General features: G+C 64.4%; 12 protein-coding genes and 1 rRNA gene. 9 read left to right on the forward strand and 4 right to left on the reverse strand.

Going from position 1 to position 26393, the window contains the following annotated elements; translation table 11 throughout:
• Positions 1 to 72: 72 nt before the first annotated feature.
• Genes pglW through pglZ form a run of 4 tightly spaced genes read left to right on the forward strand, consistent with a single transcriptional unit; the run spans position 73 to position 14889 of the window.
• Positions 73 to 4542, forward strand: coding sequence for a BREX system serine/threonine kinase PglW (gene pglW / locus AB0I35_RS22425; protein WP_357398099.1), 4470 nt, complete (start codon positions 73 to 75; stop codon positions 4540 to 4542).
• Positions 4539 to 8174, forward strand: a complete 3636-nt coding sequence (gene pglX / locus AB0I35_RS22430; RefSeq protein ID WP_357398100.1) for a BREX-2 system adenine-specific DNA-methyltransferase PglX — start codon at positions 4539 to 4541, stop codon at positions 8172 to 8174. Before pglW ends, pglX begins: the two co-directional genes overlap by 4 nt.
• Positions 8174 to 12073, forward strand: coding sequence for a phage resistance protein (locus AB0I35_RS22435; RefSeq protein ID WP_357398101.1), 3900 nt, complete (start codon positions 8174 to 8176; stop codon positions 12071 to 12073). Before pglX ends, AB0I35_RS22435 begins: the two co-directional genes overlap by 1 nt.
• Positions 12070 to 14889 (forward strand): BREX-2 system phosphatase PglZ, encoded by a 2820-nt coding sequence (gene pglZ, locus AB0I35_RS22440; RefSeq protein ID WP_357398103.1) that lies wholly within the window; start codon positions 12070 to 12072, stop codon positions 14887 to 14889. Before AB0I35_RS22435 ends, pglZ begins: the two co-directional genes overlap by 4 nt.
• A gap of 35 nt (positions 14890 to 14924) precedes the next feature.
• On the opposite strand, the gene AB0I35_RS22445 is transcribed toward pglZ, so the two are convergent.
• On the reverse strand, positions 14925 to 16832 hold the full coding sequence (locus tag AB0I35_RS22445; protein WP_357398104.1) for a DUF2075 domain-containing protein: 1908 nt from the start codon (positions 16830 to 16832) through the stop codon (positions 14925 to 14927).
• A gap of 183 nt (positions 16833 to 17015) precedes the next feature.
• On the opposite strand from AB0I35_RS22445, the gene brxD reads away from it, so the two are divergent.
• The 3 genes from brxD to AB0I35_RS22460 all read left to right on the forward strand — a co-directional run bounded on the left by brxD (position 17016) and on the right by AB0I35_RS22460 (position 22605).
• Positions 17016 to 18329 carry a BREX system ATP-binding protein BrxD gene (brxD, locus tag AB0I35_RS22450; protein WP_357398106.1) on the forward strand — a complete coding sequence of 438 codons (1314 nt, stop codon included), beginning with the start codon at positions 17016 to 17018 and terminating at the stop codon, positions 18327 to 18329.
• Positions 18326 to 20458, forward strand: coding sequence for a DEAD/DEAH box helicase (locus AB0I35_RS22455; RefSeq protein WP_357398107.1), 2133 nt, complete (start codon positions 18326 to 18328; stop codon positions 20456 to 20458). The genes brxD and AB0I35_RS22455 overlap by 4 nt, the downstream gene beginning before the upstream one ends.
• Before the next feature lie 1580 nt (positions 20459 to 22038).
• Entirely contained in the window at positions 22039 to 22605 is a 567-nt protein-coding gene (locus tag AB0I35_RS22460; protein WP_357398108.1) for a hypothetical protein, read from the forward strand.
• A gap of 131 nt (positions 22606 to 22736) precedes the next feature.
• On the opposite strand, the gene AB0I35_RS22465 is transcribed toward AB0I35_RS22460, so the two are convergent.
• The gene (locus AB0I35_RS22465) at positions 22737 to 23414 is read right to left on the reverse strand and encodes an ATP-grasp domain-containing protein (protein WP_357398110.1); all 678 of its coding nucleotides are present in this window, start codon (positions 23412 to 23414) and stop codon (positions 22737 to 22739) included.
• Between the two features lie 243 nt (positions 23415 to 23657).
• Positions 23658 to 24341, reverse strand: coding sequence for a guanitoxin biosynthesis heme-dependent pre-guanitoxin N-hydroxylase GntA (gene gntA / locus AB0I35_RS22470; RefSeq protein ID WP_357398111.1), 684 nt, complete (start codon positions 24339 to 24341; stop codon positions 23658 to 23660).
• Between the two features lie 323 nt (positions 24342 to 24664).
• Between gntA and AB0I35_RS22475 the strand changes: the two genes are divergently transcribed.
• Together AB0I35_RS22475 and AB0I35_RS22480 are read left to right on the forward strand one after the other, a co-directional pair.
• Positions 24665 to 25762: an exo-alpha-sialidase gene (locus AB0I35_RS22475; RefSeq protein ID WP_357398112.1), complete on the forward strand. Its 1098-nt coding sequence runs from the start codon at positions 24665 to 24667 to the stop codon at positions 25760 to 25762.
• A 4-nt stretch (positions 25763 to 25766) separates the two neighbouring features.
• Positions 25767 to 26039, forward strand: coding sequence for a MoaD/ThiS family protein (locus AB0I35_RS22480; protein WP_357398113.1), 273 nt, complete (start codon positions 25767 to 25769; stop codon positions 26037 to 26039).
• A gap of 60 nt (positions 26040 to 26099) precedes the next feature.
• On the opposite strand, the gene rrf is transcribed toward AB0I35_RS22480, so the two are convergent.
• Positions 26100 to 26216, reverse strand: a 5S ribosomal RNA gene (gene rrf / locus AB0I35_RS22485).
• Positions 26217 to 26393 lie beyond the last annotated feature (177 nt).

The following is a 26393-nucleotide window of genomic DNA, read 5'->3' on the forward strand; positions in this document are numbered from 1 at the left end:
CCCAACAGCTAGGGTGGACATCTCGGCGGCGGGGCCGGGTGATGCAGGACGACGAGAACAGGATGCGCGCGTATGGACGAGGGTCGGTGGACGACAGTCACCGAGTCGAGTTTCGAGCATGAGCGTCGGGGGCTGGAAGCGATCCGAACGCAATTGCCGAATGTCGATCCGTGGTTCGCCTGGTCGAACTTCACCTTTACCGCCGATACCGGGCATGTGCGCGAGGTCGATCTGCTGGTGATCGCCCCCAACGGGGTGCACATGATCGAGCTCAAGGACTGGAGTGGCCGGCTCTCCATCGAGAGTGGCGACTGGGTTCAGACGAACAAGCGCGGCGACCGCAGGGTATTCCGTAGCCCGCTGCATCTGGTGAACCAGAAGAGCAAGGAGCTGGCGGGTCTGCTGGGTAACCGCGGTGCGCGGGTCTTCGTGAGCTCGGCGGTGTGTCTCACCAATCCGGGACTGAGGTTCGACCTCTCACCCGGCGACCGCGCCAACACCCACACGGTCAAGGAGTTGATCGACCGCCTCAGCGCACCGGTCCAAGATGCCCGTCGCCTGATCGATGCGCGCTTGGCCAAGAAGATCAAGAAGGCGTTCGAGGAGGCGGGCGTTCGGCGCAGCGACGCGGAGTTCACCGTCGGCCCCTATGTGCTGCAACGCAAACCGATCGATGCAGGCCAGACCTGGCAGGACTTCCTCGCCGTGCACACCGAGTTGCGGGAGCCGGTCCGAGTTCGGATCTATCTGCGCGAGCGCGGTGCCGACGAGGAGGCTCGCAAGTCGGTCGATGCGGCCGCGCGCCGGGAAGCCGCCGTCTTGCGGAGGTTCCGGCATCCCGGGGCGGTCCAGCTGGAGCATTTCGATTCCTCCGCCCATTCGGCCGGGCCCGCGCTCATCTTCCGCTATCACCCCGACACGCTGCATCTGGACGAATACCTCGCTCAGCACGGTGAGTCGCTCGATATCGGTGACCGCATCAGCCTGGTACGGCAACTGGCCGAAACGCTCGACTCGGCGCACTCCTCACGCTTATACCACCGCGCTTTGGCCGCCCGGTCGATTCATGTGATACCCCAGCGGGCGCCGGCCGAATCCGGGAGGTGGCGCGCGCCACTGTTGCAGATCTCCGATTGGCAGGTCGCGACCCAGCGCCCGGCGGGTTCGGCATCGACGATGACCCGCCACGCGCCGACTCTGCTGTCGACCCACCATCTTTCGACGGGCTCGGACGCCTACCTGGCTCCCGAGGTAGCCGCGACCTCACCCGACCCCATCGCCATGGATGTCTACGGTCTCGGCATGCTCACCTACCTGCTGGTGACCGGCCGGGCCCCCGCCACCAGTCAGGCCGAGCTCCTGGCGCGATTCGAAGCGGGCGAGGACCTCCGGCCGGGCGCACTGGTCGATGATCTCCCCCCGGACGTCGACCTGCTGGTGGCGGCGGCGACGGATTACCGCCCCACTCGACGGCTCACGTCGATCGCCGAGTTCATCGAGTTGCTCGAGGATGTCGAGGAGGCGCTGACCACCCCCGAGGAAGAACCGGAGACACCGGACAAGGACCCACTGGAGGCAGTTCGCGACGACGTGCTTGCTGGTCGGTGGCAGGTGCGTCGCCGCCTCGGTACCGGCTCCACGAGCCGCGCACTGCTCGTGCGCGATCTGCAGGCCGACCCAGATAGCCGCAAACCGTATGCGGTGCTCAAGGTCGCCTTGGCCGACGACCGCAGGGAGGTACTGCTGCGCGAGGCAGGCGTGCTGCGGGGTCTGCGCCGCCATTCCGGCATCATCGACCTGGTCGATCCCGGCGTGCTCACCATCGCCGAGCGCACCGCCCTCGTGCTCGAGTACGTCGGCGACGAGCATGGGCTGGACCAGGACTCCAAGCATCGCACCGAGGAGACCGTCGCCCGCGAGCTGCGCGACAACGGTCGCCTGCAGGTGGGCCGTCTGGAGACCTACAGCGACTACCTCTTCGGCGCGCTCGACTTCCTCGAGGGCGAAGGCGTCTGGCACCGCGACCTGAAACCGGACAACATCGCGATTCGGGTGCGCCCCAACAGAACTCGCGAACTCGTCTTGATCGACTTCTCGTTGGCCGGCTACCCGGTGCAGAACACCGAGGCGGGCACCGAGGGCTACCTCGACCCCTTCATCACCACATTGACCCGCGGTGTCTACGACGCTCATGCCGAGCGTTACGCCCTGGCGGTGACGCTGCACGAAATGGCTTCGGGCGAGCTACCGCGCTGGGGTGACGGCAGTGTGCTGCCCCGGCAGCTCGATGCCAAAGAGTTCCCCTACCCCGAGATCGCCGCCGACGCGTTCGACGCCTCGGTGCGCGACGGTTTGGTGGAGTTCTTCCGCAAGGCACTCCATCGCGATGTGGCCCAACGTTTTTCCGATCTCAAGCCGATGCGTGACGCGTGGCGCAAGATCTTCCTGGACATGACCCGCGCGGTGCCGTCGCGACCGCTGAGCGTGCACCCCGAGCCGTCGGCCGACGTGGACGACGTGGCACCGGAGGAACAGCGACGCCAGATCGCCGACCAGGCCACCGTCGACACCCACCTGTCGCAAGCGGGCATGACGGCGGCGACCGAACAATTCCTCTACGGCCTCGGTGTGAGCACCGTCGGCGAACTGCTCGACTACGGCCGCGGCAAACTCATCAACGCGCCCGGCCTCGGTGCCCGCTCACGACGCGAGATCCAGGAACGACTCAAGGAGTGGGGTAGGAGGCTCGGCAAGGAAGAGCCCGCCCCGCTCACTTCGGAGGCCAGGAAGGAAGCCAAAGCCGAACTCGCGGCGGCCGGTGCCGATCTCAGCGCCGGACTGCTGCGCACGCTCAGCCTCGATACCCTCGCGGTCGGTTTCGTGCCCAACAAGACCGCGACCAACGCCAACAAGGTCGACGCGGTGGCTCGTTTGCTCCGCATCCCCGGTACTGGCGACGTGGCTGAGCTCGACGCGTGGCCGACTCAGACTGCGGTGGCCGAGACACTGGGACTGACCTCCGGCCGGGTAGCCCAGTTACTGAAAGCCCAACGCACGCAATGGAAGAAGGATCCCGCGGTTCACGCCCTCCGGCAGCAGGTGCTGGAGCTGCTCGCCAGTTTCGGTCGCGTCGCCGCGGCGACCGAGCTGGCCGACGCGCTGATCGCCCGCCGCGGCACCCGTCTGCACGATCGCGCCCAGCGGCGTGCGCTGGGACTCGCCGCGGTGCGGGTCGTGGCCGAGGTCGAACAGCTCGCGCCCGACGAAGCCGCGATCTACGTTGCGCAGAAGCGGGATCCGGGGGGTGATCCCGTGGTCGTGTTGGCACTGGAAGCCAACGACGAGCTGGATACGCCAGCGGGACCAGCGCTCGCGCACTTCGCGCTGCGCCTGGGCAAGGCCGCCGACGCGCTCGCCGCGCAGGAAACCCTGCCCACCGCCGCGACAGTGCTCGACCGGCTCGGTGCGATCGACCTGCCCGAGGGCACCTTCGCCCTGGATGAGCGGCGTCTCGTCCAGGTGGCGGTGAGCGCGTCGCGCAACGCGGCGGTCACTCCTCGCCTGGAGATCTACCCCCGCGACCTGCCATTGGTGCGGGCTGTCCGGTTGACGCAGGCGGGCCTGGTCACTCTCATTCCGGGAATGCCGCTGGCGCAACAACCCGGGCTGCTGCCCAGCACCGTGTTCGCCCGCATCCTGGCCCGTTTCCCCGAGCTGTCCATCGCCGGAAGCGACGGCGAACTACCCACCCCGCACTTGACGAAGGCACTGCACGACGCCGGTTTCGGCTTGGTCGTCGCCACACACCCGACCTCGCGGGTGCAGCGCTACCTGCCCGAACACGCGGACCAGACCTCCAGCTACACCGCGCACGCCCCGCGCTGGACGACCTCGGTCAATTCCCATGCGCTCGGCCGCTACTCCGACGACCCGAACCTCGCCAAGGCCGCCCGCGCCGAGGAACTGCTCGTCGGCGCGTCCCTGCGTGACGGTTTCCGGGTGATCACCGCGCCGATCATGCGCAACGACGACCGCAATCGCCCGAACGCCGCGGCCGAACTGCGCGAGCGTTTCTCCGCGCGCCCGATGTCGGCCACAGCCTTGTTCCTGGCGACCATGCACGACCTGGTGACCCCTGACAAGAAGCCCACCTGGGAAACCATCCTTCGAGCCGACGTGGCCCCCGCGGGCTCCCGGCCCGCGCTGAAGTTCTCCGAGTACACGCGCACCGCGTGGAGCCGAATCGAAGCCGAGATCGCCGACAACATCGCGGGTAACGGCCCACTGCTGCTCACCGACACCTTGGTGTTCGCCCGTTACGACGCGATGGGCGTGCTCGGCCGTCTGGCCGAGCAGGCCCGCCGCGGCAGGGGCGGACTGTGGTTGTTGTGTCCGCAGCCCGACCCCGCACGGCCGCCGCACCTCGGCGCGGTCACCGTGCCGTACCAGTCCGCCCTCAACGAGTGGATCCAATTGCCCACCTCGTGGATCAACAACCTCCACCGCGCCAGCCCCGTCACCGATACAGGAGTCACCGCATGATCGACCGCGCAGCACTGCTCGCCGACCTGAAGAAGCAGGTCACCGCGGTCGAGGCCGACTTGAATCAGCAGTTGCGCGCCCTCCCCGAGGTGAAAGCGCGCCTGCACGACGAGTGGGCCCACGCCCGCAAACTCAACCGCACCGCGGCCACTGAAACCTCCTGGCTCGACGAACGCATCACCCAAGTCGCCGTCGCCTGGGTTCTGGGCACCGTCTTCGTCCGCTTCTGCGAAGACAACCGCCTCATCCCCGAGCCCTACCTCACCGGTCCCACCGACGACCGCCGCGAACTCGCCCAGGCACGCTACGACGCCTACGTCGAATCCGACCCCGACCCCACCTACCGAGGTTGGCTCGAACAGTCCTTCGCCGAACTCGGCGCAGGCCAAGCAGGCAAACTTCTCTTCGACCGCGCCCACAACGCCCTCTACCAGATCCCGGTCTCCCACGAGGGCGCCCGCGACCTCATCGACTTCTGGCGCACCCGCGACGAACACGGCACCCTGGTCCACAACTTCACCGACCCCCTCGACGAAGAGGGCCTCAACGGCTGGGACACCCGCTTCCTCGGCGACCTCTACCAAGACCTCTCCGAAGACATCCGCAAAAACTATGCCCTCCTCCAAACCCCCGAATTCGTCGAAGAATTCATCCTCGACCGCACCCTCGAACCCGCCATCCGCGAATTCGGTTACGCGGACATCAAACTCATCGACCCGACGTGCGGGTCGGGCCACTTCGTCCTCGGTGCGTTCAAACGATTGAACGAGCGCTGGGCAACCGATCAGCCCACCAAGGACCGCCACGAACGCGTCAAAGCGGCCCTCGAATCCGTCCACGGCGTCGACCTCAACCCCTTCGCCATCGCCATCGCCCGCTTCCGTCTCCTCGTCGCCGCCATGGCTGCTGCTAACGTGCGCACCCTGGCTGATGCTGCTCGTTATGAGTGGCCGATCAAACTGGCGGTGGGAGACTCCTTGATCAAGGCGCGGCAGTTGGAACTCAGCCTTGAAGGGGACAGTAGTGACCCGCTTGCGGATTTCTCCTACGCTACAGAGGATGTGCAGAACTATCCTGGAATCCTCGATACGGGTCGATACCACGTTGTAGTCGGCAATCCGCCATACATCACTGTCAAAGACAAAAATCTTAACGAGATATACCGGAATCTTTACGATGCTTGCTCCGGAAAATACGCGCTCTCAGTCCCTTTTGCTCAGAGGTTCTTTGAGCTCGCCAAGCTCGGCAGCCCTGACGGCAATGGCTACGGTAGGATCGGCCAGATTACGGCGAACTCTTTCATGAAGCGAGAGTTCGGAAGAAAACTCATCGAGGATTTTTTCGGGCACGACGTCGAATTAACCGAGGTCATCGACACATCCGGCGCATATATACCCGGCCATGGGACTCCAACAGTGATCCTAGTCGGCACCCGGCGAGCCGGAAACGGTCGAGGGTCTACCATTCGCACAGTCCGAAGTGTGCAAGGAGAACCTTGCGCGCCTGCAGACCCCGAAAAGGGGTTGGTGTGGCGCGCAATAGTAGATCAAATAGACGATTCTCCTAGCGCCAGCCAATGGGTATCCGTAGACGATCTTGACCGCAAAAGGCATTTCGGCAGACAGCCCTGGATACTTTCGGACGGCGGCACTGAGATGATCGAAATAATCAACGAGATCGCAGTTACAAGGATGCTGCAAAAGATTACACGAATCGGGTTCTACGGCGTAGTTGGCTCGGACGATGCAATGATCGCCAATTATCGGTACTTCGCACGGAATCACGCGGAGGATGACTACATCCGTCGCCTGGTTGTAGGTGACGAGGTCCGCGATTTCACTTTCTCTGAAGGTGACTATGTATTTCATCCGTACAACGAGAACCGGGAGCTGCAACCGCTAGCCCATTACCCTGGGCTCGCAAAGCACTTGTGGGCGTTCCGAACTGAGCTCGGAAATCGGGCCACATTCACGCGAGGAACATATTTTAGCGATCACCGCCCATGGCAAGAGTGGCATCAAATCCCTAGGGATCAGAACACCAACCGATGGTCAATTACTTTCGCAGAAGTCGCTACGCATAACCATTTCGTCCTCGACCGCGGAGGCAAGGTTTTCAAGCAGACAGCACCGGTAATCAAGTTGCCGGAAGATGCGACCGAGGATGAGCACCTGCAGCTACTGGGACTACTGAACAGCTCGACCGCCTGCTTCTGGCTCAAAATGAATTGCTTCGACAAGGGAAATGGAGGAATTGGCGGTGGAATTTCTGATGAATTTTGGGAACATCGGTTCGCATTCAATGCCTCGAACCTTGAGAAGCTACCTATTCCAGCGATTATAGACGCAAGTCTCGCGAAGCGGATTGACACTCTTGCTCAGAAACTTTCCGCCGCGACACCTCAGTCAGTTGCCAGTCGCAGCACACCCAGCATGACCATACTTCGCAATGAGCGAACTATTTGGGAGTCAACATTTAAACAGCTCATTGCGCTTCAGGAAGAACTCGACTGGCAAACGTATTTCGCATACGGACTGCAAGACTCCCCCCTTACCGTTCCAGCCGAATCCGTGCCTGAGATAAATTGCGGTGAGCGGGCATTCGAGATCGTACTTGCTCGTCGTGTTGAGCGAGGTGAAGCCTCACCTGAGTGGTTTGTCCGAAATGGCGCATCTCCTACGACTGATATTCCAAGCGCGTGGCCGGAGGATTACCAACAGATCGTTCAACGTAGAATTGAAACGATTGAAACGAACCGCGCTATCGGCATGATCGAACGACCCGAGTACAAGCGCCGCTGGAAATCGCCGAGTTGGGACACGTTGCAAGAAAAGGCGCTTCGCGAATGGCTTCTGGATCGTATCGAATTCCGCGACCTCTGGTTCAGCGACAACGCACAACCCCAAATTCTCACACTGTCGCGTCTCACTGACCGGCTCGCAGCAGAAGAGGGCTTCGCCTCCATCGCTGCGATCTACGCTCCGCGTACAGAACTGTCCAAGGTCGTCGCCGATCTGATCACCGACCAGCACGTCCCCTTCGTATCCGCCTTGCGCTACAAGCCCTCCGGCCTGAAGAAGCGCAAGGACTGGGAGCAGGTTTGGGACATGCAGCGCCAAGAAGACGCCATGCCTGATGGCCCCGCCAAGAACGACTTCCGCAAGACCATCCCGGTCCCACCCAAATACACCTCGGCAGACTTCCTGCGCACATCCTTCTGGCAGGCCCGAGGCAAACTCGATGTCCCCAAGGAACGCTTCATCTCCTACGGCTCGACGAACACCGCCACCCCCGACCTCTACGGCTGGGCCGGCTGGGACCACCGCGAACAAGCCATGGCCATCGCCATCTACCTGGCCGAGCACAGCCTCAACACCGAAGAGATCACCCCGTTCCTGGCCGGCCTGCTCGAACTGCAGCCATGGCTCGACCAGTGGCACAACGAGATCGACCCGGACTTCGGCATCGCCCCTTCGACCTTCCTCGCAGGCGACCGTCACGACCGGCAGAACGAACACGGCCTGACCGACGACGATCTGCGTAACTGGCGCCCACAACCCGCCACTCGCGGCCGCCGCGGACCCACCAAGCGCACCACGAAGAAAACTGAAGCACCCCAGGGGGATAACTGATGGACCAGCGCCCACTTCTGCGCGACCTCATCGAGATCAAGGAGAACATCTCCGGTTCGGATTATGTGCTCACCCTTGCCGACGCGGTCACCGAGGAAGGTTCGACCAAGGCCGTCGAGGACTATGTACTCACCGAGCGTCTGCTCGGCAACTTCGATGAGGCGCTGGCACTGATCAAGTCCGCGCTCGACGGCAATACCTCCAAGCCCGCGTTCCTGCACGGCTCTTTCGGTGCCGGTAAGTCGCACTTCATGTCGGTGCTCTACGCCCTGCTCTCGGGTAACCCGGTTGCCCGTTCCCGCAGCGAGTTCGACCCGTTGCTCACCAAGCACGAGTGGCTGCTGTCGGACGGCAAGAAGTTCCTGATGGTGCCGTACCACATGATCGATGCCAAGGCGATGGAGCAGCGGGTGCTCGGCGGTTACGTCGACTTCGTGCGCAAACTGCATCCCGAGGCGATCATCCCGCCGGTGTACCGCACCGACGCGCTGTTCACGAACCTGCGCTCGCTGCGCACCACGATGGGCGAGGACGCGTTCCTCACCGCCCTCAACCGTGATCACGCCGCCGAAGGCGACGACGAATGGGGTGACCCCAAAGCCTTCTGGACCACCGAGAAGCTCGATACCGCCCTGGCCGCGGCCGAGGTCCACGACGGCGGACGCATCAACCTGATCGACCCCACCACCCCGCAGGAGCTGCGCGCCAAGCTGGTCAGCGACGCGAGCAACACCCTGCTGCCCGGATTCATGCAGCAGGCCGCCGAGGACGAGACCGGTTTCATCTCCCTCGACAAGGGCCTCAGTGTCATTGCCGCGCACGCGAAGTCGCTCGGCTACGACGGCATCATCCTGTTCCTCGACGAGCTGATCCTCTGGCTGGCCAGCCTCATCCACGACGAGAAGCGCGTCGCCCGCGAGGCAAGCAAGATCACCAACTTCCGTGAAGGCGGCGACGCCCGCCGGGCCATCCCGATCATCTCGTTCATCGCCCGCCAGCGCGACCTCCGTGAACTCGTGGGCGAAGAACTCGCGGGCGCGGCCGAATCCGCGATTCAGGACGCCCTCAACCACGCGTCCGGCCGCTTCGACCTGATCAGCCTCGAAGACCGCAACCTGCCCCAGATCGCCCACGCGCGTCTGCTCAAGCCTCGCGATGAGGCGGCGATCGCCCAGTTCGACGCGGCGTTCGAACGGACCAGAAAGCTCAGCCCAAAGGTATGGGACACCCTGCTGGGGTCCGACGAGTCCACCACCGGTGCCGACGAGGCATCGTTCCGGCTGAGCTACCCGTTCTCCCCCGCTTTCCTCGACACCCTGGTCCACATCTCCGCAGCCCTGCAGCGCTCCCGCACCGGCCTGAAGCTCATGGGCCAGCTGCTGGCCGACCACCGCAACGAGCTGCGCCTCGGTGACCTGGTTCCCCTCGGGGACCTCTACGAGCAGCTCACCCGCGGTGGCGACCGTCCGTTCGTCGCCGACAAGAAGGTGCTGTTCGACGCCGCCGACAAGCTGTACAAGACAAGACTGCGTCCGTACCTGCTCAGCACGTGCGAGGTCACCGAGGACGACGTCGACGCCTACATCAACCGGCGCGACACCATCACCGACGCCAAACTCCTCGGCAATTGCAAGAAGTTCGTCGGCCAGAATCGACTCGCCTGCACGGTGCTGCTCGCCGCCCTCGCGCCCAGCGTTCCCGCCCTGCGGGACTTGACCATTCGCCGCCTCGGCGCCCTCAACTACGGCTCGATCACCACCATGATCCCGGGCCGCGAAGAGGGCGTGATCAAGGACATGATCAGCGAATGGGCCGGTCGCTTCCCGGAGATCAAGCCCACCGGCACCGACGCCAATCCAGGTGTGCGCTTGGAGCTTTCGGGCGTCGATGTGGAGTCGGTGATCGCGAACGCCCAGGTCAATGACAATCCGGCGAACCGGCTCGCCCTCGCCCGCGACTTGCTCGCCGAAGAGTTCGGTCTCGACCGCGCCAGCGCCCGCCTCGACGCCGACGAACTACGTTTCGTCTGGCGCGGTTCTCAGCGCACCGCGGAAGTGATCTTCGGCAATGTCAGCGACGACGACGCCATGCCCAACCACGATCTGCAGCCGGTCTACCCGGGCCGGTGGCGCATCGTCATCGACCTGCCCTACGACGAGGGAGCGCACACCCCGATCGAAGACGCCCACCGGATCCGGCTCCTCAAGGAAGAGCAGGGCGATAACCATCCCAACACCGTCGCGTGGCTGCCCACCCACCTGACCAAACCCCGCTGGGAGGATTTCCGGCGCCTGCTCGTCATCACCAAGGCCCTCGCCGACCCGTACCGGTTCGACACCCAGTACGCCCAGCACCTCAACCCCGACAACCGAGCCAGCGCCAAACAGCTGCTGGAGTCGCAGCGCGAGGTCCTGCGTCAGCGCGTGCTCGCCACGTTCAAACAGGCCTACGGCCTTGCTGAACGCAAACCCGAGGACGTGACCAACGACCTGGGTGAGCTGTTCCATCCGCTGCCCGACATCGACGGTCTCACCGTCTCGATCGGTCAGTCGCTGCACGACGCCATCCGCAACCTCGCGGGCAAGCTCCTGGCCCACCAGTTCCCCGAACACCCCGACCTCGACCCGGACCACACCGGCATCGCCGTGAAACCGAGCGATGCGAAAACCGTACTCGCCCAGGTGAAGGGCGCCGCTGAAGCGCGTGACGGGCGCTTCGAGGTACCGGCCAAGGAGCGCACACTCATGCGCCGCATCGCCGAGCCGCTCGGCTTGGGTCAGCAGAAAGAGGCCTACTTCGAGCTGTCCAAGCGCTGGGCCGACCACTTCCGTCGTCTCGCCCAGAACGCGGGCAGCACCGGTGACCTCTCGGTCATTTCCCTCAACGGCTGGATCGACAAGCCTCAGCCGCGTGGCCTCGAACCCCATATCGCCAACTTGGTGATCGCGTCGTTCGCCGAGATGGACGACCGCATCTGGGTGCGCGGCGGGGTACCGATCGACACCCCCGAACTCACCAAGATCCAGAACGGCGACGCGTTGCGCACGCAGCCACTGCCGAGCGAATCGGATTTCGCGGCCGCCCGTCAGCGGTTCGAGATCATCTTCGGCGAGAAGGCGCCGACGCTGCTGCGCGGCGGACCGGTGCAGCAGTTCGCGCGTCAGATCAACAGCGCCGCAACCAAATACCACGACTCGGCCGCTCGTCTGGTCGAACAATTGGAGAAGCGCGCGGAGTTCCTCCAGCTCGACGACAGTGTCGCCGGTGAACGACTGCCGCTGGCTCGACGCTCGCTCGAACTGCTCGCCACGCTCGCCGGCGCGGGCACCGGCGGGTCCGCCGGTGCCAAGAAGGCGGTCGAGGCGCTCGCCCAGTTCGACCTGGGCGAGGTCAATGCCGATCGCTATGCGACGTCGATCAAGTCGGCCGATCAGGTGATCTCCGCCCTGGCGAATGCCGCATGGCACAGCCTGGAGGACGCGACCCTGCTCGGCCCCGAAGGCGCCGCGCTGCTCGACTCACTGCGCACCGCGGCCCGCGCCGATCAGCGCTCGGCCAACCTGGTCGACGCCCTGCGCACCGCGGCCACGGGGGTCACCGCGCTGAACCGGCGAATCCTCGAACAACGCAGAGCCGAACAGCGTCGGGACGAACAGCGGATCGCCGAACAGGCCACAGCCGCGAACCCGGCCACCCCGGAGAAGCCGGTCACGGTGGCGCCGGAACTGCTCGATGACATCCAGCTGACCAAACCGCACATCGATCACACCAAGCAGCGCTCGGGCATCTACACCACAACGGCAAGCGAAGCCGTCGGTCGTTTCGCCGATCAGCTGAGTGAGCTGGTGGCGCTCGAACCCACAGCCCGCATCGAGATCAGCTGGCGGATCGTCGAATGACCACTACCACCGAACCCACTACCTTGCGCCTGTCGAAGGCGACTGTGGCCCAATACCTTTCGGCCCACAAAAGGCTACAGACCGAGCTCACCACGCCGGGCGGACCGGTCATCGTTCTGCTACGTGGTGAACCGTCCTGGAGCGGCGATGACGTTCTTCCACTCGCCGAGGGACGTCGAGCCCGAATCTCTTTCGCCGCATCGCCACTGGCGGTGCACGAAATCGTCCTCGCACACGCCCGCGAGATCGCTCCCGACCCCCGAGTCCTAGTGGTGCTCACCGATGTCGAGGAACACGACCTCGACCCGGCGATCCTCGCGCGCACCTACCGTGGCCGTGTGCACACGGTCGACCGCTGGGACATCGTCCGCGAATCGTTCGGCGCCACCGCCGTCGACCCACTGCTCAAGCGTGCGAGCTGGGCTTGCGAAGCACTACTCGACGCGGCGGGCCCCAGCGGGTGGCCTGCCTCGACGACAGGGCGGGTACTGTCTCGCGTCGCCGCGCTCACCGCGCTGACCAGCCGACGCCTGCGCATCCAATCCGGTTCCGATCGCATCGACCCCGTCAGCCTGCTGCAGTGGACCCAACAACCGGGCGCGGCCGAACAGCTACTCGACCTACGAGCTCCCGAGCGTGCCGGCATCATCGAATTCCTCAGCAGTCCCGAACAATCCGGCGGCACGGGCACGGCCGTCGCCGCGCTCACGATGGCCGGGCACGGTCCCGAAGCGCTCGCCTACGGCCTCGTTTGCGCGGCCCTGTGGCAACACGCCACCCCTGACCACACGGTCTACCAGGCCCGGGGCCGCGTCGAGCGCTGGCTCGGCGACCGCCCTCCGGTCCAAGGCGAAGCCCTCGATCGTCTGCTCGCGAGTTACGGCCGTACCTGCGAGGACTACATTCGCGATCTCCTGGTTAAGGCACGTACCGCCACCGAACTCCACGACGAGGCCGACGACATCGCCCTGGCCGCCCACAAAGCCGCGAAAACTGTACTCGCACAGTCTGATCAACTGGTTCGCCAGTTCGGCGCACATGAAGCCGCGGCCCAGAGCCCGTTGCTCGCTGCCGGACTCGAAGCCAGGTTCACCGCAGCCGGCCATGCGCTCGGTCGCGGCGATGCCGCCGAAATCGATCGGGCTGTCGCGGCGTTGCGCGACCACGACCTCGCCGCCGACCACCGAGTGCGCATCACTCGAGTCCGGATGGCCCAACGTCTCAGCCGGTGGCTGGCCACCGACCCGGACCCCACCGTCGACGACAGTGTCGGCGCGGCCCTGAATCGGCAGATGCGCAGCACGGCCTGGGCCGATCGGGCCCTGGACTACCTCGACGCGGGCGGTGACGACGACCCTGCCCTGCGCGTCGCCTACGACAGCATCACCACCCGAGCCCGGGCCCTCCGCCGTGAATTCGATCGCGAGTTCGCCAAGAACCTGGCGGTGTGGACCGAATCGGGAACCGCACCGCAATCGTTGTTGACGGTGGAGACCTTTCTCCACCGTGTCGTTCGTCCTCTGGCCGCGTCACACCGCGTGCTACTGATCGTCGTCGACGGCATGAGCGCGTCCATCGCCACCGAACTGGCAGGCGAACTGCGCGCCAGCTTCGCCGAACACGATCCGCTGCCGGACGGTGACGACCGCCGCCGGTGCATGGTCGCCGCGCTGCCGAGTCTGACCGCCGTCTCGCGGACCTCGTTGTTCGCCGGGAAACTCATGAAGGGCGATCAGAAGACCGAGCAGAAACTCTTCCCCGCGCATTCGTTCTGGGGCGCGAAGCGCGCGGCCGTCTTCCACAAGGCCGATCTGCGTAGCAAGCCGGGCGAACGCTTCGGCGCCGAGCTCAGCGCCGCGCTCGTGGACCCGGACTGCCATGTCGCGGTCGTGCTCAACACCATCGACGACCGCCTCGGCAAGGAAGCCAAGCTCGATGACTCCGGGTGGGAAGCCCGCGAGATCGGTGACCTGCGGGCGCTGGCCTCGGCGGCGACCGCTCAGGGCATGGCCGTCCTGATCACCAGCGACCACGGGCACGTCATCGACCGGCACAGCTCGACCATCGCGGCGACCGACATCGAATCGGCCCGTCATCGCCTGCCCGGCGCGGAATTCGACCGACGCGACGAGTCCGAGATCCTGCTGCGCGGTCCACGCGTGGTCTGGCCGGAGCCGGGTGCGTCGATCGTCGCCCTGTGGGACAACGACACCCGCTACACCGCCCAGAAAGCCGGTTATCACGGCGGCGCCTCGCTGGCCGAGATGACGATCCCAGTCCTGGCTTTCCTCCCCTACGGCGCCGAACGCCCGCAGGGCTGGCACGAACTCGGTGACCAGCGCCCGACCTGGTGGACCGGCGAGACCGACGTCCTGACCGCGCCACCAACCCCGACGGTCGTCAAGAAGGCGACCAAACGTGTCACCACCCGTATCGCCGAAGACGCCCAGGCGCAGATCAGCCTGGACATCCCCCTGCCCGCAAGCGGACCGCTCGTCCGCTCCGCCACGCCCGCGGCGGATCTGGTGACCAGCCTGCTCGCCTCGGACGTGTTCGCTGCCCAGCTCGAACAGCTCGCGCGCAAACCGACCAACGCGAAGCTGGAGAAGGCGATCCGGGCGCTGCTCGACAGCCCGCAATCAACCACCGCGCTGGCGCAACGGGTCGGCGACCCGCCGAACCGGGCGAACGGTTTCGCGGCGATCCTCGGCCAACTGCTCAACGTCGACGGCATCCAGGTCCTGGAAACCCTGGCCGACGGCCGCACCCTACGCCTGAATGTCGGATTGCTTCGCGCTCAGTTCGGCGTGCGGTGACGTGCGTCCCGACGCCGCACGTCACCGCGTTTCAGTCATAGCTCGACGACGCTACCCGACGCCCGTCGTCGCGGACCGACCTTGACCAGCTCGTGCAACAGATCTCGAAGGTCGGGGTCGGTCGCGTAGATCACCACGCCGCGCAGGCCTCGGGTCAACAGCACGTAGTAGGCGTTGCGGATGAGTCGCTCGGCGTCCTCGTCGAAGACCGGCTTGTTCTTGGTTCCCTTGAGCGGCTTGTCGCAGTTCTTCGTGGCGTCGACGTCCAACCGGCCATCGACGCCGAGGGCGATATCGGGCCCGAGAATCACTCCGGCCCAGTCGAACTCGAAGCCCTGCGCGGTATAAGTGCAGCCGATCTGCCCGAATCCGCGCGGATCCGTCGCCCAGTACTCCGAGTGCGGCGCCGAGGGCACCACCGTGGGCCCCTTCTTGTTCCAGGGTCGCGCCCAGCTACCGATCACGACGTCAGCGGGCAGTGTCCGGTCATCCAGCGGCTCGTTCCACTCCCAGCAGAAACCCGCCGTGATGCGCGCGGTCTCACCGGCGGCGACTCGCGACTTCAGGAAGTCCTCCATCTTCTGTGGTGTCGACGCGATGCGCACATCGAAGCCGTCGCCACGCCACGACGTCGGATAGGCGCCCGCGCGTAGTCCCAGCAGACTGCTCACCCAGTCGAGGTAGTCCGCGCTCGCACCACAACGAAACTGGTCCTCCAGCTCGACATGACGGACTTGAATGCCGTGATGGTCGGCGTACTCCCTGATCATCTTCATCGTGCCGACCTCGTCGGGACGCACAGCCTGTTGTTCGTCGAGAAAGAACACCGGCACGCGCGCACAACTGACCAGTTCGTCGATCTGTGACAGACCGGACTTCTTGACGCGCGGACCATCCGAGACACGGCGCACCCGGTGCGCCTCGTCGCAGATCAGTACCTCGACTCCGGTGGCCCTGTGGTTGTTGTAGATCCGCATGAAGTAGGTGAACAGCGCGTTCACCTCTGCACCTCGTTTGTCCGAGTACTTGCGTAACGTGGTGGTGAACGCGCCCGACCCGGTCGCGTGGACCACACTATGGCGCGTATCCCGCAACCTGTTCATGATGTCGAGCGCGATCGCGCTCTTCCCGCTTCCGGGCCCACCGGTGACAACCACCAGCCGCTTCCTGGTATTCGATGGCGCGGCAGCCTGTTCGATCTCGTTCAGGACAGCCGCGACGGCGAGTCGCTGATTGTCCAACAGCGCGATCGTGGAACGACCGCGAAGTATCTCGCCAGCGGTATCGAAGAATCCGCCACAACGGCGGATATCGCTGCTCAACAGCTCGTCGACAACCTCCGGTGCTGGCGCGATCCGCTCACGGAGGTAGGCGACGAGCGCCGCATCCTCACTCGAGGTGAACAGCTGACCGGACCTGTCAGGTGCCCGGTCGAAGAGATTGCGCACGCTCGCCCGCGTCGCGTTGTGCAGGTATACCAACCCGTGAATCGACTCCGATCGCCCGTGCAGTACGGCGACGTAGTTCGTCAGGAACTCGCAGTAGCCGCGCACCTGATCGATGGGATGATTCTGGACCGGTAAGCCCGCCACCTCGACGAACTGAGCACTTTCCCAAGCCGGCCGCGTAATGCTCCACTGCTTGAGCTCGACGACGAAGTAGATCCGAGTGCCGTCGCGTGGGTCGATCCCGGCGAGTACGACGTCGGCCGCCGACTTGGCGGTCTCCGGCATCGGATACTCGATCAGCATGTCGATGTCGCCGAGGCCGGCGTCAACGAGCCGTTGCGCGAACACCGGCAGGCTGGCGTCCCACGACCGCTTCATCGACTTTCCGCCACCGAGATGCTCGGCGAGCATCGTCGAAAGCAAAACTTCTGCCCGCGAACCATGCGGCTTGTACTTGGCGATCTCATCGGCTGTCGCACGAAACGATTCCCTCACGACAAGAATCTACGTGAACATGAAATGCTCTGCCTAGCAAGACTTTTCAGTCACCGCAACGCCCTGACGTCCACACTGCGACACGAAGCCTCCGCAGCGTTGGGCAGTTCATCACGCGACTACGCGCCCGGCGCGGGACGCGGACGTAGCCGGTCTATTTCGGCTCGTGGCAAGATCACCGTGGTGAGCAGCGTCCCCACCCCGGTCAGCGCAGTCCGCCGCCGTGACGTCATCGATGCCTTGCGTCGTGGCGCCGTACCCGGCAACGGACTGGACCTGCTGGCGACCGGACTCGACCGGTTCGAAGCCGCGCTCGATGTCGAATTGGATACGGTCGCTTCCGGCGGCGCGGTATTCAAGGCCGTCCGTGGTGAATACGGCTCGGGCAAGACGTTCTTCTCGCGATGGCTGGGAGAACGTGCCCGCAAGAAGAGCTTCGCGGTCGCCGAGGTCCAGATCTCGGAAACAGAGACTCCACTGCACAAGCTGGAAACCGTCTATCGCCGAGTCACCGAACAACTCGCCACCGCGAGCTTTCCCCCTAGCGCGCTGCGCCCCGTCGTCGACGCCTGGTTCTATGCCCTGGAAGAAGACGCGCTCGCCGCCGGTACCGAAGAGGACGCTCTTCCCGAGGCCGTCGGCGAATTGATGACCGCACGCCTGATCGAGGTTTCGCGGCACGCCCCCGCCTTCGCGACCGCGCTCCGCGGCTATCACCGGGCTGCCATTGACAACGATGAAGCGACCGCCGCGGCGATTCTGGCATGGCTGGGTGGTCAACCGAATGTCGCCGCGGCCGCACGCCGCGCCGCGGGTGTCCGCGGCGAACTCGATCATTTCGGGGCCCTCGGTTTCCTTCAGGGCTTGCTCACCGTGCTGCGCGACAGCGGCCATCGCGGACTGCTCCTCGTCCTCGACGAAGTGGAGACTCTGCAGCGCGTGCGCTCGGACGCGCGCGACAAGGCGCTCAACGCGCTCCGACAACTCATCGACGAAGTCCATTCCGGCCGGTTCCCCGGCCTCTACCTACTCATCACCGGGACACCGGCGTTCTACGACGGCCAACAGGGCGTGCAGCGTCTCGCGCCCCTCGCCCAGCGCCTCGCCACCGACTTCACCACCGACCCCCGTTTCGACAACCCCAGAGCCGTGCAATTGCGACTGCCCGGGTTCACCATGGAATCGCTTGTCGCACTGGGAATCACCATTCGCGATCTCTATGCCGAGGGCAGCTCCCACCCCGACCGAATCCGTGAAGTCGCCGACAACGCCTATATCGCGGATCTGGCCCATGCTGTCGGCGGAACCCTCGGCGGCAAAGTCGGGATCGCACCTCGCCTGTTTCTGAAGAAACTGGTTGGGGATGTGTTGGACCGTATCGACCAGTTCCCCGACTTCGACCCGCGCGCACACTACAAGCTGACCGTCAACGCCGCCGAGTTGACCGACAGCGAGCGCAACCTGGTCAGCGCCGACGACATCGACCTCGACCTGTGACCGAGGAAGTATGGGATCGGCTCGATCCTGTTGTCCTACACCACATCGTCAACACCCTCGGTTGGCCCGGGTTACGGCCCCTGCAACGCGACGCGATCGCTCCGGTGCTCGACGGTGACGATGTCGTCCTGCTCGCACCGACAGCGGGCGGCAAAACAGAAGCAGCTTGCTTTCCGCTGCTCAGCGCCATGGCCAAGCAGCGATGGACCGGCGTATCGATCCTGTACTTGTGCCCGCTGAAAGCCCTGCTGAACAATCTCGTCACGCGGGTCGACGGCTACGCGCAGTGGCTCGGGCGCCGCGCGGAACTCTGGCATGGGGATGTGACGAACTCTCGGCGCGACCGGATCCGACGTGAGCACCCCGACATCCTGCTCACCACGCCGGAGTCGTTGGAAGCCATGCTGATCGGTACAAAGACCGACCACAACCAGCTACTCGGCAATGTCCGTGCCGTCGTCATCGATGAAGTGCACGCCTTTGCCGGCGACGATCGTGGCTGGCACCTGCTCGCAGTTCTGGAACGATTGCAACGAGTGACAGGTAGGCCGATCCAACGAGTCGGGCTGTCCGCCACGGTGGGCAATCCGGACGAACTCCTGACCTGGCTGCAGGGCTCAGGTGCCGGCCGACGGCCCGGCAGGGTGATAGCGCCCGGCGTCACCTTGCCAGTTCCCGGACAGACCGCAACACCCCCGCCCGGCGATGTCGAACTCGATTATGTCGGGTCACTGGAGAACGCGGCGAAAGTGATCGCCTCTCTGCACCGCGGCGAGAAGAGGCTGGTTTTCTGCGACTCGCGACGCCAAGTCGAAGAACTAGGTGCGGCACTACGCACCCGTGGCGTGACCGTGTTCCTCTCTCACGCCTCACTGTCCGTGGATGAACGGGCCCGAGCCGAACAAGCCTTCGCGGAAGCGCGCGATTGCGTGATCGTGTCCACCTCCACCCTGGAATTGGGGATCGACGTCGGCGACCTGGACCGAGTCATTCAGATCGATTCACCGAGCACTGTCGCATCGTTTCTGCAACGCATCGGGCGTACCGGACGTCGAGCGGGAAGCACACGTAACTGCCTGTTCCTCACAACGACCGACGACGCGCTCGTCCAAGCCGCCGGGCTGCTGCTGCTCTGGAGCCGGGGCTGGGTCGAGCCGATCATCCCGCCACCGGAGCCGCGCCACCTGGTTGCACAGCAACTCCTCGCTGTGACGCTGCAGCAGCACTCCATCGGGGACCGGATCTGGTCCCGGGAATGGAACGGACTCCACCCGTTCGACACCACTGCGGCGCCGATCCTGCACCACCTGGTGGAACAGGGCCATCTCGACGAGGACGGCGGCCTGCTCCATATCGGCCCCGAAGCCGAAAAGCGTTTCGGCAAAAGGCATTTCCTCGAACTCACCGCGGCCTTCACCGCCCCCCCACAATTCACCGTTCTCGCGGGCCGTCAGGAAATCGGCCATACCGACCCCTCGGTTCTGACCGACGACCGCCCCGGCCCCCGTCTCCTGCTCCTGGCAGGCCGAAGCTGGCACGTCACCTACATCGACTGGTCACGCCGTCGGGCGTTCGTCGAACCCGCGGAATCCGGTGGCGTGGCGAAATGGTCGAACATCGGCCTCCGTGGCCTCTCGTTCGAACTGACACGTGCGATCCGCGACACCCTCCTCACCACCGACCCCCCGGTCACTCTGACCAAACGCGCCCGCGCCCAACTCGCCGACATCCGCGCCACCGAAGCCGTCCACGTCACCACCGGCGAATCCACCGTGATCGAACGTGACGGCGACGCCGTGCGCTGGTGGACCTGGGCCGGATTCCGCGCCAACGCCACCCTCGCAGCCTCCCTACCCACCGTCGTCGATCCCACCCAGCGCCCCAACGACTTCAGCATCCGCCTACGCCCCGACCTGACGCCCGGCCTGTGGCGTGACGCCGTAGCCGAGCGCCGCGCCCCGAACGCGACCCTGATCCTCCCCGCTTCCGACGAACGAGCCGCCCGCGGACTGAAGTTCTCAGAAGTCCTCCCCGCCACACTGGCCGCCGCAACGGTCTCCGCCCGGCTCGCCGATCTCGACGGCGCTCGCCGAGTACTCGACGGCAAGATTTCGATCCACGTCTCCTGATCATTCGGTCTGGTTCCATCGAGGACCTCCCTTCGCCGCGATCCACCGGAATATCTCCTTGCCGAATAACTTCTAACAAGTTCGGCCCACTGACGGCGAGACCTCTTGTCGTGCAATATGTTTGTCCTGGCAGCGTCGTGGATCATGGACGATACGCTCTGGGCCGTTATCGAGCCGCTACTCTCAGCAAAGCCAGCGGAAACACTGATGTGTTGGCGTAGATTAGGGGACTGACAAGCCGCCCGGGGGCTCGAGGTGATGCACCAGGTGGCCCGTGATCGCAGCAACGCCGCCAGGTTGATCGACTTCGACCGGGTCATGATCGACGGCCTGGATCGGCCGGGAACGGTGCCAGCGCCCGCATGTGTAGACCGCGTTAAAACAGGTTCCAAACACCACACCGGCCCCCTACCCATGCGTCCCAGTCGGAATCGAAGCAACACGTCGGATCGACTCGTTAAGGTACGCCTATGACACACAGCCATGGCTGCCGATACTTCACCCTCCCGGAGGAATCTGCCTGTCTATCCCGCGCAAGGTCCCGACGTTCATGACCTCACCAACCTCCACTAGTTTGGACGGCGCGCAATGACTCCTATTCCTGGCCACGTCGGTCGCTTCCTCTACTGGCCGGAGCGGTCGATCCTGAAGGCCGCTGCGGACAACGGTGTAACACTGGACAACCGTAGACCCGGTTCCTTGACGATCGGCGTACCGAAGGTCGTTTCTGGAACGGTGAACTCTCCTTCCACTCCGTCCAGAAATTTCATTTTCGAGGCGAATAATCTCATAAAGGGTCTGAGTCCCGCCTCAATCACCCAAGGGCACCCACCCAAACAATTCGCATACGGATCAGGGAAAGTCGAGTTCGCAGATTTCATCGTTCCAGGAGCGAACAACAATGGAGTCCTCATGCACACGACATCGAGGTCATATACAGGCATGCGGGTCGACGTTTGTATGTTTGGAAGCCAGGACAACGTCCACGGATTCCACACGGATAGCTCACGCCTGGATCCGGGGTGGACTTCCTCGTCGGCAAGCATGATCGAAGGTGTTTCAGGCGCCGATTGATGCCGCTTGGCGTTTGCGCGCGTTGCGCTGTCTCGGCGAACCTCTGGACGCGGCAGAAGTTGTCGCTTCACGGGGCGCATTGCTCGGTTCGCAGGACGAAGGGACTGGCGGCTGGGCACTGTCGGAGGGAGTTGCGCCGATATCAGTGACAGCTACGACGGCGGCCGTGCAAGCGCTCATAGAGTTTCCCGCGTCGGATGCCGTAGCGACAGCAGCGTCGGCCCGCGCGATCTCGTTCCTCGTCGCTGCGGTGTTGGACGATGATTCGCGAGCCACGTCGAACCATGCCGCCGCGCACATTGCACAACTTCTCGGTAACCCTGCGGTCGCCGCGCTAGGCGGCGCCCGACTCGAGCGTGCTCACAAAATGACCATCGACCGAATCCTCGACTACCTGGAAACTTCGCCCGGAACCCTCGAGGAGGAGAACATCCACCGCGGCTCAGTAGGTCAAACCTGGTATCACTCGACCCTCCAGCAGCCCGTCGCTGCTCTCGCAACCGCGAATGATCGACTCATATTTCACCAAACATTTCAGGAACGCCCTCGTCGAGTTGCTCGACTTTCAGCAGTCGTCTCGAACCCACAAAGACTATGGTGCCTTTCGGACTTGCCGTGAAGGCATTGTCACCACCTACGCAACCGCGCAGGCCGTCGAAGCTCTGGTCCGCGTGCAGAACGAGGTCCGACATTGGGTCAACCCGGCGACAGTTTTCGACATGCTGTGTCACGGGGCCGGGTCGCATCACACGGATCCACAGAAGATCATCACAGCACCCTCGGCACCGATATCCATGAACAGTTCGGCGGGTGCCGCAGTTTTCGCACTGGGATCAGCGGCCGGGCTCACCGTGATAATCCTTGCCCTGATGTTCGACGAAGGGCAGCTCACCGAGCTTGGTGAAGTCAGGAGCAGGGCGCTTGTCGTCTGGGGCTCCTTGATGATTTCCTTCGGCCTCTACTGCTGGGCCGCAACAGTATTCACCAAGCTCCCTACGAACCGAGTCGGGACGTTCATCTTTGCGGGAGCCACCACTATCGCGTTCCCTACCATGACGTTCCTGCTCGGCTGAGTTGCCGAGCCTCAGCAGCAGTTCGGATTACCGAGGCCTAGGTCAGGCCAGCTGCTTGCGGATCTGTCCCGCCGGGCGGTCCACAAGCCGTCGGGTTTGATGCGGGCGGGAGTTGAACCGGACGGACCCTGTCACCGGCTGACGAGCGGACCGATCAGCACGGCAGGGTCGACGGTTGAGGGTAGGTCGCTGACCTGGGCGTCGCCTACTTCGATCACCCGCCACATCCCGTCGACACGACGGGCGACGTCGGTGGTGATGAAGCGGCGACCGAAGCGGGAGACGGTCGGCGCTATTGCGGTCAGGTCCGGTTCGACGTGGACTGCCGGGTTGTCGGGGTGCGGGCCGATGAGGATGGGTTCGGCGTCGAGCCACCAGACTCGGGCCTCCGATGCGGGGCCGCCCGTCGTGTCTGAGAAGTCTTCGAACTCTCGCACCACGAGGCCACCTGCCAAGAACTCTCCCTGCAGTTCGACGAATTTTTCGACGACCCGTCTCAGGTTCGCGGAATCCCGCAGGTCGGGAATGAAGCAGGCGGTGTCCCACTCGTGCTTGCGTGACTTCACATAGTCCTTGACGACCCCCGCGCCGTCCCTGAGCGGCGCGACCAACTGTGCGAGTGCCGATTCATCGGGGATCTCGCCGGGGCTTGACGCCGACCAGACAGTTCGCGGCGTCAACTCCTCGAACGAGGGATACCAACCAGGCAGTTCGTGGGCTGAGGCGTACTGGTCCGGTGAGACGGCCAGGCTGCAGCCGCGGGATGAAAGCGCTTGGGCCAGTTCGCGATATCGCTGCGTTGGGATCATCCAGCCCCGATACCACAGCTCTCCGCTGTCTCGAGCCACACGGCGGACGGCAGCATCGACGTCACCGGTGAGCAGCGCGTCGTGGTCCAGCAGTGCGACAGCTGCACCCGCGGCTCGTGCGCTCACGGCTTGCTCGGCGAAGTGGTCGTCGACCTTTCGCGGGTTCAGCGGGTCGCAGCAGAACAGCAAGGTGGCGGTCACTCTCGCACAATAGTCGGCGGGGTAATCGCGCAGTCAGGCATTTCAGGCGGGCTGAGCCTCTGCACTTTCCAGCGCCGGACGAGCACTGAACGGGCATTGCCAGTCGAGAGGCTTGGGGCGGCCGGAGTAGCGGCGGGCTTCGGAGAGGGTTTCGTACTCCATGAGGTTCGGGTTGATGTCGCCCTGGAGCATGATGTCTTGTTTGCGGATCTTGTCCGCCAGGCGGTCCCACATACCGTCGGCCTTGATTCGCGCGAACTGATCGTGGGAGTTGAAGGCCAGCATGGGGAAGGGTGGGCGGCGGCCGAGGCGGCGGTGGGTTTCGTGGAGGCCGATCACGAAGAATTTGTGGCCGGCGACGCTGTATTTGAATTCTTCGGACTGGGGGTCGGAGGAGCAGCCGTCTGCCCAGGCGAAGCGTTGCGCGTCGGCCTCGTGGAGGAGCTGCAGGTGCTGCCACAGGAGCTCTTCGAAGCGGAGTTCGTCGACGCCGCGGGGCTGTTCGAAGGTGGCGATGAAGCTGGTGAACTTTCGTGAGCTCCAGTCCGCGGCACCGACGAATTCCGCGAGGTCAGCTGCCATCAGGCGGGCGGATTCTTCGCCGCCGAGCACGTCGTAGTGGCAATGGGTGATTCCGCCCTGGCGCCAGGCGGAGCGACCCGCCAAACAAGCGAACCGGTCTCCGAGAAGGAAGTTTCCCACTTCGGCTCGCGCATCCGTCGTCAACCCCGGCGTTCCTTTCCGACCACATCTCTACCCGGGCCGGAGTGCGAGCCATTCGGCGAATGCAGCCACCTGGCCCATATTGCGAGGCTGATCCTGTCAGCCGACCAGCCGGTGCGCGAATCGATCGAATCGATGCCGACAATCATTCGCCCCGCTCGAGGGCACAATCGGGCAGGTGAGCGTGTCGCGTATCACCTCCGGCGGTGCGGGTCGGAACACTCGTAGAGCAATTCGGACCGCTCTACGCGATCTCTTCGGCTTGTCGGTGTCGAGGAGTAACGTCGGGATCCGTCAGCGTTGCGGTGACCACCTGGAGGTCTGCGATGGACGTGTTGCTCGGGATAGGGACTCGTAAGGGGCTGTTTCTGGCACGGAGCCGGGACGGGCGCAAGACCTGGGAGGTGTCGCCGCCGCAGTTTCCGGTTGCCGATGTGAAGGCGTTGGCGATCGACACGCGATCGGGGACGCCGCGAGTGCTGGCGGGAGTGTTGAACAGTCACTTCGGTCCGACGATGGTGGTCAGCGACGATCTCGGGCAGACGTGGAGTGAGCCGGACGACGCGCCGCTGGCGTTTCCGGACGACACAGATGCTGCGCTGCAAGGGGTTTGGCAGATCAAGCCGGCGACCGAGGCGGAGCCGGATGTGGTGTACGCGGGCGTCGAGCCGTCGGCATTGTTCCGTTCCGAGGACGGCGGGCGCAATTTCGAGCTGGTGCGCGGACTGTGGGACCACCCGCATCGGACGCAATGGCAACCGGGGGGCGGCGGGCTCGCACTGCATACGATCCTTCCGCATCCTGCGGATACCCAGCGGATGGCTGTCGCGATGTCGACCGGCGGGGTGTATCAGACCACCGACGGCGGGGAATCGTGGCGACCCACGAACAAGGGGGTCACAGCGGACTTCATGCCGGGAGAGTTACCGGAATGGGGGCAGTGCGTGCACAAGGTGGCGCTCGATGCCGCGGATCCCGACACGATGTATCTGCAGAACCACGGTGGGGTGTTCCGTAGTACCGATGCCGGGAAGCGCTGGCAATCGATCGATGGTGGGCTGCCGCCGTCGAATTTCGGATTCCCGATCGTCGCGCATCCTCGGCGGCCCGGCGTGATCTACACGTTTCCGCTGGTCGCGGACATGGATCGCTTTCGATTTCCGCCAGACGCGAAGTGCGCCGTGTACCGCAGTGAGGACGGTGGGCAGACCTGGTCGGCGCTCAGCGATGGGCTGCCGGAGGTCCCGTTCTGGGCGGCGGTGATGCGTGATGCCATGTGTGCTGACGATGCCGACCCGACCGGCATCTACTTCGGCACCCGCAACGGCGAGGTGTACTGCAGTGCGGACGAAGGCGATCACTGGCGGCTGGTGGCCGACAAGCTGCCGGACGTGCTCTGTGTGCGCGCCGCGGTGATCGGATAAGGCCGTGGCGCGCGTCTGTCTGCCGTCGGTGCTTCGCACATACGTCGACGGCGCAAGGGAACTCGACATCGACGGGGCCGATCTGCGCCAGGTGCTCGATGTGCTGCGCGAGCAGTATCCGGGGCTGGAACGGCGCTTGCGCGATGAACGCGGAGTGCTGCGCCGGTATGTGAACTTCTATGTCGACGGTGACGAATGCCGGACTCTCAACGGCCAGGAAACTGCGGTCCAGAAAGGAACCGAGGTAATGATTATTCCGGCCGTTGCAGGCGGCTGAATTCGGTCCAGATACGACGAAAGCCCCCTGACCGTAGTCAGAGGGCTTTCGTGAATGATTGTCCGGCGGTGTCCTACTCTCCCACACCCTGTCGAGTGCAGTACCATCGGCGCAGGTGGCCTTAGCTTCCGGGTTCGGAATGGGACCGGGCGTTTCCCCACCGCTATAACCGCCGTAACACTATGAAACTATCCACACAGAGAGCCACAACCCACACACCCCACAGGGCTCATGAATTGTTGTCTCGGTGATCTGTGTGTTGTTTCAGATACCGCACAGTGGACGCGTAACACCTTCGATAGTAAGCCCTCGGCCTATTAGTACCGGTCACCTCCACACGTTACCGTGCTTCCA

Source organism: Nocardia sp. NPDC050378, assembly GCF_040655675.1.
GTDB classification, from domain to species: Bacteria; Actinomycetota; Actinomycetes; order Mycobacteriales; family Mycobacteriaceae; genus Nocardia; species Nocardia coubleae.